General features: G+C 72.8%; 10 protein-coding genes. 4 read left to right on the top strand and 6 right to left on the bottom strand.

The features are described from left to right. Positions 1 to 132 precede the first annotated feature (132 nt). Positions 133 to 1,152, bottom strand: coding sequence for an aliphatic sulfonate ABC transporter substrate-binding protein (locus tag D8M29_RS05060; RefSeq protein WP_127445827.1), 1,020 nt, complete (start codon positions 1,150 to 1,152; stop codon positions 133 to 135). Continuing rightward, entirely contained in the window at positions 1,149 to 1,997 is an 849-nt protein-coding gene (locus tag D8M29_RS05055; protein WP_002857678.1) for an ABC transporter ATP-binding protein, read from the bottom strand. Before D8M29_RS05055 ends, D8M29_RS05060 begins: the two co-directional genes overlap by 4 nt. Before the next feature lie 441 nt (positions 1,998 to 2,438). Here D8M29_RS05055 and D8M29_RS05050 point away from each other — a divergent pair, with 441 nt between their 5' ends. The 3 genes from D8M29_RS05050 to D8M29_RS05040 are packed head-to-tail and all read left to right on the top strand — an operon-like array spanning position 2,439 to position 5,369. Next, positions 2,439 to 3,860 carry an LLM class flavin-dependent oxidoreductase gene (locus D8M29_RS05050; RefSeq protein WP_101963300.1) on the top strand — a complete coding sequence of 474 codons (1,422 nt, stop codon included), beginning with the start codon at positions 2,439 to 2,441 and terminating at the stop codon, positions 3,858 to 3,860. A 55-nt stretch (positions 3,861 to 3,915) separates the two neighbouring features. After that, a complete protein-coding gene (locus D8M29_RS05045) occupies positions 3,916 to 4,626 on the top strand; it encodes a Tat (twin-arginine translocation) pathway signal sequence (protein WP_233263236.1) in 711 nt (236 codons plus the stop codon). Next, entirely contained in the window at positions 4,623 to 5,369 is a 747-nt protein-coding gene (locus D8M29_RS05040; protein WP_101963301.1) for a hypothetical protein, read from the top strand. The genes D8M29_RS05045 and D8M29_RS05040 overlap by 4 nt, the downstream gene beginning before the upstream one ends. A gap of 63 nt (positions 5,370 to 5,432) precedes the next feature. Here the strand turns inward: D8M29_RS05040 and D8M29_RS05035 are convergent, their stop codons facing one another. The 4 genes from D8M29_RS05035 to purS form a co-directional block, all read right to left on the bottom strand. Next, positions 5,433 to 5,813: a YtxH domain-containing protein gene (locus tag D8M29_RS05035; protein ID WP_087114440.1), complete on the bottom strand. Its 381-nt coding sequence runs from the start codon at positions 5,811 to 5,813 to the stop codon at positions 5,433 to 5,435. A gap of 238 nt (positions 5,814 to 6,051) precedes the next feature. After that, entirely contained in the window at positions 6,052 to 8,358 is a 2,307-nt protein-coding gene (gene purL, locus D8M29_RS05030) for a phosphoribosylformylglycinamidine synthase subunit PurL (RefSeq protein ID WP_101963302.1), read from the bottom strand. Next, entirely contained in the window at positions 8,355 to 9,149 is a 795-nt protein-coding gene (gene purQ, locus D8M29_RS05025; RefSeq protein ID WP_087114442.1) for a phosphoribosylformylglycinamidine synthase subunit PurQ, read from the bottom strand. The genes purL and purQ overlap by 4 nt, the downstream gene beginning before the upstream one ends. Next, positions 9,146 to 9,412: a phosphoribosylformylglycinamidine synthase subunit PurS gene (gene purS, locus D8M29_RS05020; protein WP_002856633.1), complete on the bottom strand. Its 267-nt coding sequence runs from the start codon at positions 9,410 to 9,412 to the stop codon at positions 9,146 to 9,148. The genes purQ and purS overlap by 4 nt, the downstream gene beginning before the upstream one ends. A 175-nt stretch (positions 9,413 to 9,587) precedes the next feature. On the opposite strand from purS, the gene D8M29_RS13525 reads away from it, so the two are divergent. After that, entirely contained in the window at positions 9,588 to 9,752 is a 165-nt protein-coding gene (locus D8M29_RS13525) for a hypothetical protein (protein ID WP_153239430.1), read from the top strand. Positions 9,753 to 9,757 lie beyond the last annotated feature (5 nt).

The following is a 9,757-nucleotide window of genomic DNA, read 5'->3' as shown; positions in this document are numbered from 1 at the left end:
TTCTCCGGGCGCCGGGCCGGTCCAGCACCCGGGGCCGCTGCCGTCGGCGCGCCCCTGTGTCGCCGTCGTCGTGACCCGACCGCTCGCGCGCCTCGGGGCCCGTCGTCGCGGCGGGGGTGGTCAGGGCGGTGCTCATCGGATGGCCTCCTCGGCGAAACGGGTGTCCAGGATGCTCGCCAGCGCGGCGTCCACCTGGTGCTGGTAGTCGACGGACCCGGTGTCGACCAGGATCCGTCCGACCCCCGTCAGGGCGTCGAGCAGCTCCTGGCCCGGCACGAGGCTGACGTCCGCATTGGTGCGTTCGAGGATCACGGTGCGGGCGACGTCGGGAGAGATCTTCGCGGCCTCGGCCAGGATCCCGATGGTCTCGTCCGGGTGCTCGAGCGCCCAGGCGCGGGCGCGTTCGTACGTGTCCAGGACGGTCTGGGCGGTCTCCGGGTCCTCCTCGAGGAAGGACTCCGTGGCGTTGAGGACGGAGAACGTGTTCAGGGCGAGATCGCGGTACAGGAAGCGGGCGCCCTCGGCCTCGGCCTTCGCCATGATGGGGTCGAGCCCGGACCACGCGGCCACCGATCCGCCGGCGAGGGCGGCGCGGCCGTCGGCGTGCTGCAGGTTCTGGATCTCGACGTCGGCCGGGTCCACCCCGGCGGCCTCGAGCGCCTGCACGGCGAAGAAGTAGGGATCCGTCCCGCGCGTGGCGGCCACCGTGCGGCCCGCGAGCTGGGTGACGTCCGTGATGTCCGAGCCGGGCGGGACCATGAGCGCGGACCACTCCGGTCGCGAGGCGATGCCCACGATGCGCGTGGGGGCCCCGTTGGCCCGGTTCAGCAGCGCGGCGGAACCGGCCGTCGAGCCGATGTCCACGGAGTTCGAGCGCAGGAGCTCGTTGGCCTTGTTGGAGCCGGCGGAGAACACCCAGTTCACCCGGACGCCGCGGGGCGCGAGCGTCTCCTCCAGCCATCCCTGGTGGCGGATCACGAGGGAGAGCGGGTTGTAGGTGGCGTAGTCGATGCTCAGCGTGTCCGGGCCGTTCACCGGCCCGGCCCCCGCCTCACCCTGCAGGACGCATCCGCTCAGGCCCAGGGGCAGGGACGCGGCCAGCAGGCTGAGCGCCGTGCGACGGGTCAGGCGGGCGGAGCCGGCGCCGCTCATCGGGCGTGGCTCTCGACGCCGAGGCCCTCGAGGAGCTCGGAGCGCAGCCGGGCCAGGCGGGTGTCCGCGCGGTCGCGGGGGCGGGCCCCCGGCACGTCCACGATCCGCCCCACGGTCGCTCCGGGGCGGGCCACGCCGTCGGGTACCGGGACGTCACGGGAGAGCAGCAGCACGCGGTCGGCGAGCTGCAGGGCCTCCTCCACGTCATGGGTGATGAGCAGGGCGGTGGTGCCGGTGGCGGCGTGCACGTCCAGCAGCAGGTCCTGCATCTTCAGACGGGTCAGGGCGTCGAGGGCGCCGAAGGGCTCATCGAGCAGCAGCACGCCGGGGCGGCGCGCCAGGGCGCGGGCGAGCGAGGCCCGCTGGGCCATGCCGCCGGAGACCTCCCGGGGGCGGTGCTCCGCGAAGGGCGCGAGGCCCACGAGCTCGAGCAGCTCCTGCACGCGGTCCCGGCCCGCGGCGCGGTCCAGCCCCCGGGGCAGGCCGAGCTCCACGTTGCGGCGCAGGGTGCGCCAGGGCAGCAGGCGCGGCTCCTGGAAGCCGACGGCGGTGCGCTCGTCGTAGGGGCGCACGGGCGAGCCGTCGATCAGCAGCTCCCCGTCGAAGTCCGGGTCCAGGCCGGCCACGGCGCGCAGCAGCGTGGACTTGCCGCAGCCGGAGGCGCCGATCACGGCGAGCACCTCACCGGGCGCCACGGTCAGGTCCACGTCGCGCAGGACGACGCGTGGTCCGTCCGCGGTGGGGAACGTGCGCCCGACGCCGCGGAAGACGACGTCGAGGCTGTGGCGGTCCTCGTCCCGGACCGGGGTGGAGGCGGTGGCACGGGAAGGCGCGTGCACGCTCATGGAGGGCTCCCATCGTCGCTGCGTCGTCGGTGTCGGCGCCGGACGGACACGGATGCCAGCAGACCACCGCGGGCCCGGTCGGCTGCGAGTCTGCCCCGCCGCCGGCGCCGGAGGGCCGCACGGGCGTCACACCGGGGGCGCCGGGGCCAGCGCCGAGCCAGACGTTTCGGTCGTCGCCGCAGGGTGGAGGCAGCAGATTTCTCTGGCTCAGCGCTGGGGTGCCGCCGGGCCGCAACGGGGCCGCCACCCGCGGACGTGTCCTCCGTCACGTCAGGGCATGTCACGAACCGGGCGCCGGACGCATGGCCGGGCCCGGCGGGGCCGTCATGAACCCCTGGGCCGGACCGGCTTCCACCGCCGGCCGCGTCGGCGTTGCATGGTGCGGAACCGTCGCCCGCCCGGCCGTGCCCCTGCGACCGGGCGGCCCTGGAAAGGAGACCCATGAGCACCGCCGAGAACGCCGGGGCCGGAGCACCCACCCGCCCGGACGAGCACCGCGAGATCCTCTTCAACGCATTCGACATGAACTGCGTCGCCCACCAGTCCCCGGGTCTCTGGCGTCACCCCGACGACCACGCCCGCGACTACAACACCCTCGGCTACTGGACGCACCTGGCGCAGACGCTGGAGAAGGGCCTGTTCGACGGCCTGTTCATCGCCGACGTCCTCGGCCCGTACTCCGTGTACGGCGGCACCTCCGAGGCCGCCATCAGGACCGGCGCGCAGACCCCCGTGAACGACCCGTTCCTGCTCGTCTCCGCGATGGCCGCGGTCACCGAGCACCTCGGCTTCGGCGTCACCGCCGGCACCGCCTACGAGCACCCCTACCCGTTCGCCCGCCGCCTCGCCACGCTCGACCACCTCACGGGCGGCCGCGTGGGCTGGAACGTGGTCACCGGCTACCTGCCCTCCGCCGCCCAGAACATGGGCCAGGACGACCAGATGGAGCACGACGAGCGCTACGAGCACGCCGACGAGTACCTCGACGTCGTCTACAAGCTCCTCGAGGGCTCGTGGGAGGACGACGCCGTCGTCTACGACAAGGAGTCCGGCGTGTTCGCGGACCCGGCCAAGGTCCACGACATCGCCCACGAGGGCACGTGGTTCAAGGTCCCCGGCCACGCCGTCACCGAGCCGTCCGTGCAGCGCACCCCCGTGATCTACCAGGCCGGCGCCTCGACGCGCGGCCGCGCCTTCGCCGGCAAGCACGCCGAGGCCGTGTTCATCAACTCCCCCACGAAGGAGCTGGCGGCCGCCACCGTGAAGAGGATCCGCCAGGCCCTGGTGGACGCCGGCCGTGACCCGTACGACGTGAAGATCTTCGCGATGCAGACGATCGTCACCGGGGCCACCGACGAGGACGCGCGGGCCAAGTACGACGACCTGGCGCAGTATGTGGACCCGCTGGGCGGCCTCGTGCTCATGTCCGGCTGGATGGGCATCGACCTGTCCCAGTACGACCTGGACGAGCCGATCGGGGACGTGAAGTCGAACGCCATCCAGTCCGCCGTGGAGACCTTCCAGAAGGCCTCCGGAACGGACGAGGAGTGGACCGTGCGCAAGCTCGCCGAGTGGGTGGGCATCGGCGGCTTCGGCCCCGTGATCGTGGGCGGCGGCGAGTCCGCGGCCCGCCAGCTCGTCGAGTGGGCCGACGAGACCGACGTGGACGGCTTCAACCTCGCCTACCACATCACCCCGGGCACCTTCGAGGACATCGTGGAGTTCGTGGTCCCGGAGCTGCAGAAGCTCGGTCGCTACAAGACCGCGTATACGGACGGCACGCTGCGCCACAAGCTCTTCGGGCGCGGCGACCACCTGCCGCAGAACCACCATGGCGCATCCTTCGCCCTGCGCCGCCGGTAGGGTGACGCCAGTGGCCGCGGCATCCCGCCCCGGTCGGCAGCCCCAGGAGGAGAACATGCAGCGCAGACATGCCGTCCGCGCGGCCGGGCTCGGCGTCGTGGGCGCCCTGGCCCTGGCCGGGTGCGCATCCGAGCCGCAGTCGGCGGGGGAGGCCTGGCATCAGGCCCGCACCCAGTTGGACGAGGCCGAGACCGTCCGACTCGAGACCGCCTACACCACCGGCCGTCAGGGCCCGCAGTCGGTCCGCTGGGACATCGCCGGCCGGCTCGACGGCGGCGACGCCGAGTCGAAGGGCGTCATGCAGGTCGGCCGGGACTCGCACATCACCATGGAGTCCCGCCAGGTCGGCGAGGACGTGTTCGTCCGGGTCGACGTGGACGGGTCCGACGTCCCGGACGACGTCCAGATGATGTACTCCGACCCGCAGTGGCGCCGTGTCCCGGCCGGCGAGGGGCAGGAGCCGCCCCTGAAGTCCCTCCTCGACCAGGTGGGCTTCCCCGCGGCGGACGCCCTCGACGGCGCCGAGGTGCGCGCCGAGGAGGTCGACTGGGACGGCGGCACGGCCTACCGCTATGCCGTGCCCGAGGAGGTCGCCGACGCGGCGATGGCCGAGGGCGACGCCACCCGGGTGCACTCCTTCACGGTGGACGACGACGGCGAGCTGGTCGCGCTCACCGTCGACGACGGCCGGGCCACCCAGCAGTACGCCCTGAGCGACTGGAACCAGATCGAGCCGGCCGAGGCGCCGGAGGAGGTGGCCGAGTGAGGCAGCGCCAGACCCAGACCCGCCGCACCCGCCGCGGCCTGTCCCTCGCCGCCGTCGGGGCGGCCGCCCTGCTGCTGACCGGCTGCGCCTCGGGCGACGACGCCCCCGGCGCCTGGGACCGCGCCCGCACCCAGCTCGAGGAGGCCGACTCCGTCCGCATGGTCACCGAGCTGCGGTCCGAGGCCCCGAGCAACGGGCGCGCGGTCCCGGACTCGGTGGACATCTCCGGCCCCGTGGACGGCTCGTCCATGCGGTACGTGTCCGTGTACAAGGACGACGGTCTGATCACCCGGGACGAGTCCCGGATCGTGGACGGCACCGCGTACTCCCGGTTCACGGTGGAGCGCGTCGGCGCGAGCGGCGAGGACCATCCCGCCTATGTGGAGCGCTGGACCGCCACCCCGTACGAGGGCGATCCCAGCGCCACCGGCATGGGCGCGATGGTGAGCTCGCTCCTGGGCTCCCTGCCGGAGTCGGGCGGCCTGGACGACGTCGAGGCGGACGCGGACGGCATCCGCCGCAGCGGTCAGGACGCGATCCGCTACGTGCTGGACAAGCCCGTCTCGGGCCCGCAGGAGGGCGTGGAGCTGACCGCGTTCACGGTGTCCAAGGAGGACGGCCGCCTGCTCACCGTGGAGACCGAGTCCGCCGGCACGAAGGCCGTGGTGACCCTCTCCGAGATGGGCGAGGTGGATCCGGTGCAGGCCCCGCCGGCCGATGAGGTCCTGACGCAGGACGGCTGACCCGGCTCACGACGACGGCGGCCCGCCTCCCCTCGGGGAGGCGGGCCGCCGTGTCTGAGCGGGTCAGCGCGTCTGCGGGCCCTCGTCACCCAGCGGGGTGGACGGGTCCGAGACGGTGTCCGGCTCGGCACCGTGGCGGACCGCCGAGGTGACGTTGTCGTTGTTGGACTCGGTCACGCGGTCGTCGCGGACGTCGTTGTTCTTGTCGTTGCCCTGCATGGCATCCTCCACCTTCGCCGTGGCCTTCTGCACCGGATCGGAGTTCTTCACCTCAGCGAACTTCTGCTGGGCGGTCTCCTGGACCTGGCCGACCTTCTCCTGGGTCTTGGGGTCGTTCCAGAGCTTCTGGGCGTTCTGGGTCATCTTCTCGAGGTTCTTGCGGCCCTCGGCGGAGCCGAGCAGGTAGCCGAGTGCGGCGCCGAGGCCCAGGGTGATGAGGCGCATGGGTGGTCTCCTTCGTGTGTCGGGACCGCGCCGACCCGCTTGGACGGGCCGGGCGGCGCGCTGGCGCGCTGTCCTGGGATCACTCTTGTCACCGGAGCCCGCCGCGTCAACGGTTGAGGCGCACGGCTGCCCGAGGGCCGGTGGCGCGCGTCCCACCGTCCCGCCCCACGACGACGACCGCCCACCCCCGGGGGGTGAGCGGCCGTCGTCGTGCCGGGGCCCGTGGGCCCACACGGGGTCAGCCGAAGTGCTTCGGCAGGGTGGCCTCCCAGGCCTCGCGCAGCTCCGCGATCGGCAGGGTGAAGGCGTCCTGGACCTCGAGGGCCGCGGAGTCGGCGTCCACCACGCCGATGCGCACGGCCGCGTAGCCGCGGGCCGTGGTCATGTCCGTGAACCGGACCTCCTCGGTGCGGGGCACGGCCACGACGGCGCGCGCCTGCGTCTCGGAGAACAGCGCGGTGAACAGGTCCACGCCGTCGCGGCGCAGCACCTCGTCCAGCACCACGCGGGCGCCCACGCCGAAGCGCAGCACCATCTCGGACAGGGTGGCCGCGAGGCCGCCGCCGGAGACGTCGTGGGCGGCGTCGATCATGCCGTCCCGGGACATGTTGACCAGCAGCTCGCCGAGCAGGCGCTCCTTCTTCAGGTCGACCTTCGGGGGCAGGCCGCCGAGGTGTCCGCGCAGGCGCGCGAACTCGGAGCCGTCCAGCTCGTCCCCGGTCTCGCCCAGCAGGTAGATCGCCTGGCCGTCCGCGTCCGGGGCGAAGCCGGAGGGGGTGCGGCGCAGGACGTCGTCCAGCTGGCCGAGCACCGCCACGGTGGGGGTGGGGTGGATCGGGGTGTTGCCCGTCTGGTTGTACAGGGACACGTTGCCGCCGGTCACCGGGATGCCGAGGGTCTGGCAGCCGTCCGCCAGGCCGCGCACGGCCTCCGCGAACTGCCACATCACGTCCGGGTCCTCGGGGGAGCCGAAGTTCAGGCAGTCGGAGACGGCCAGGGGCACGGCCCCGGCGGTGGTGACGTTGCGGTACGCCTCGGCCAGGGAGGCCTGCGCGCCCGTGTAGGGGTCCAGGTAGGTGAACCGGTCGTTGCAGTCCGTGGCCAGGGCCACGCCCATGCCGGTCTCCTCGTCCACGCGCACCACGCCCGCGTCGTCCGGGGCCGCCAGGGCGGTGTTGCCGCGGACGTAGCGGTCGTACTGGCGGGTGATCCAGGAGGTGTCCGCCAGGTTCGGCGAGCTCATCAGCTCCACGACGGCGGCGCGCAGCTCCTCACCCGTGGCGGGCAGGTGCTGACCGGCCTCGGAGGAGCGGAACGTGTCCGCCTGGAGCTCGTCCTGCCAGGCCGGACGCGCGTACGGGCGCTCGTAGACCGGGCCGTCGTGGGCCACGGTGCGCGGGTCCACGTCGACGATGACCTCGCCGCCCCAGGTGATGATCAGGCGGCCGTCGCCGGTGACCTCGCCCAGCCACGAGTACTCAACGTCCCACGTGGCCATGACGGCCTCGAACGCGGCGACGTTCTCCGGCGTCACCACGGCCATCATGCGCTCCTGCGACTCGGACATGAGGATCTCACCCGGGGTCAGCGTGGAGTCGCGCAGCAGCACGTCCGTCAGCTCCACGCGCATGCCGCCCTCGCCGTTGGAGGCGAGCTCGGAGGTGGCACAGGAGATGCCGGCGGCGCCGAGGTCCTGGATGCCCTCGACGAGGGAGTCGCGGAACAGCTCGAGGCAGCACTCGATGAGCACCTTCTCGGAGAACGGGTCGCCGACCTGCACCGAGGGGCGCTTGGCGGGCTTGCCGTCGCCGTCGAAGGACTCGGAGGCCAGCACGGACGCGCCGCCGATGCCGTCACCGCCGGTGCGGGCACCGAACAGGACCACCTTGTTGCCCACGCCGGAGGCGTTGGCCAGGCGCAGGTCCTCGTGCTTGAGCACGCCCACGGCGAGGGCGTTGACGAGCGGGTTGCCCTGGTAGATCGGGTCGAAGCGGGTCTCGCCGCCGATGTTCGGCAGGCCCAGGGAGTTGCCGTAGCCGCCGATTCCGGCCACCACGCCGTGGAACACGCGGGCGGTGTCCGGGTGGTCGATCGCGCCGAAGCGCAGCGGGTCCATCACGGCCACCGGGCGGGCGCCCATGGAGATGATGTCGCGCACGATGCCGCCGATGCCCGTGGCCGCGCCCTGATAGGGCTCCACGTAGGAGGGCGAGTTGTGGGACTCGACCTTGAACGTCACGGCCCAGCCGTCACCGAGGTCGGTCACACCGGCGTTCTCGCCGATGCCCACCATCATGTGCTGCTTCATCTCATCGGTGAGCTTCTCGCCGAACTGGCGCAGGTGCACCTTCGAGGACTTGTACGAGCAGTGCTCGGACCACATGACCGAGTACATGGCCAGCTCGGCCGCGGTGGGGCGGCGGCCGAGGATCTTCTTGATCTCGGCGTACTCGTTCTCCTTCAGGCCCAGCTCGGCCCAGGGCTGCTCGACGTCCGGCGTCGCCTGCGCGTCCGCGACCGTCTCGATGTTGAACTGCTGGCTCATGCATGGCCTCCACGGCTGGCGAGGGTGGTCAGGACGGAGGTGAAGAAGCCGAGGCCGTCCACGCCGGAGCGGAGGCCGGCGGCGGTGTCCGGGCCGAAGCCCGTCTCCACGGCGTGCTCCGGGTGCGGCATCAGGCCGACGACGTTGCCGGCCGGGTTCGCGATGCCCGCGATGTCCCGGCGCGAGCCGTTCGGGTTCCAGCCCCGATAGCGGAACACCACGCGGCCCTCGGCCTCCAGGGCGTCGAGGGTCTTCTCGTCCGCCACGTACTGGCCGTCCTGGTTCTTCAGGGGCACGGTGATGGTCTGGCCCTGCTCGAAGTCGCGGGTCCACACGGTGTCCGTGCTCTCCACGACCAGCTCCTGGTCGCGGCAGATGAAGTGCAGATGGTCGTTCTTGATCATCGCGCCCGGCAGCAGGTGCGACTCGGTGAGGATCTGGAAGCCGTTGCAGATGCCGAGCACCGGCAGGCCGTCCGCGTCGCCCTCGGGGCCGCCGGCCGCCGTCGCCACCGCGTCCATCATGGGGGCGAAGCGCGCGATCGCGCCGGCGCGCAGGTAGTCGCCGTAGGAGAAGCCGCCCGGGATCACGACGGCGTCCACGCCGGTGAGCGTCCGCTGCGGGTCCGCGTCGGCGTGCCACAGGGAGACGGGCTCGGCGCCGGCGAGGCGGACGGCGCGCAGCGCGTCCACGTCGTCCAGGGTGCCGGGGAAGGTGATGACGCCGATGCGCGCGCCGCTGAGCGGCGTCGCCGGCGTCGAGTAGTCGCCGATGAGGGGGAGCTCGGTCATCGGGCGCCCTCGGCCTCGTCCAGGACGGCCACGTTCACGACGTCCTCGATGACGGGGTTGGACAGCATCTCTTCGGCGGCCGTGCGGGCCTGGGCGAGGATCTCGTCGGTGACCTCGCCCTCCACGGTGAGCTCGAAGCGCTTGCCCTGGCGGACCTGGCTGAACTCGGTGAAGCCGAGGCGGGGCAGGGCCCCGTTGATCGCCTTGCCCTGCGGATCGAGGATCTCGGGCTTGGGCATGACGTCGACGACGATGATGGGCATGAACACGCTCCTGGGTGCGGGACGATGCCGCGGAGCAGGACGGTGTGATGCCGTCTCACGCCCGGCCCGGGGCGCTCCGCGTGCTTGCCCGCCCAGTCTACTCGGCCGCCCGGACGCGGAATCGTGGGTGTGATGGGGGCGGCACGCGGCAGCCGGCCCGGCGTAGCCTGGCGGCATGAGACCTCAGCAGACCCGTGTGTCCCCGCTCGGTCGACGTCGGCCGATCAGCCCGCTCGGCCCCGCGCTGCTCGCCGCGGCGGCCGGCGTCGTGCTGACGGGAGTGCGCCGCATCACGGCCCGCTCCGCCCGGCGTCGTACGACCGGACGCCCGCGCCGGTGACCCGA

The sequence above is a fragment of the Micrococcus sp. HSID17227 genome, from assembly GCF_003989405.1.
Classification (GTDB): domain Bacteria; phylum Actinomycetota; class Actinomycetes; order Actinomycetales; family Micrococcaceae; genus Micrococcus; species Micrococcus luteus.
The sequence above is the reverse complement of the archived record's forward strand: the minus strand, read 5'-3'. Positions and strand labels throughout refer to the sequence as shown.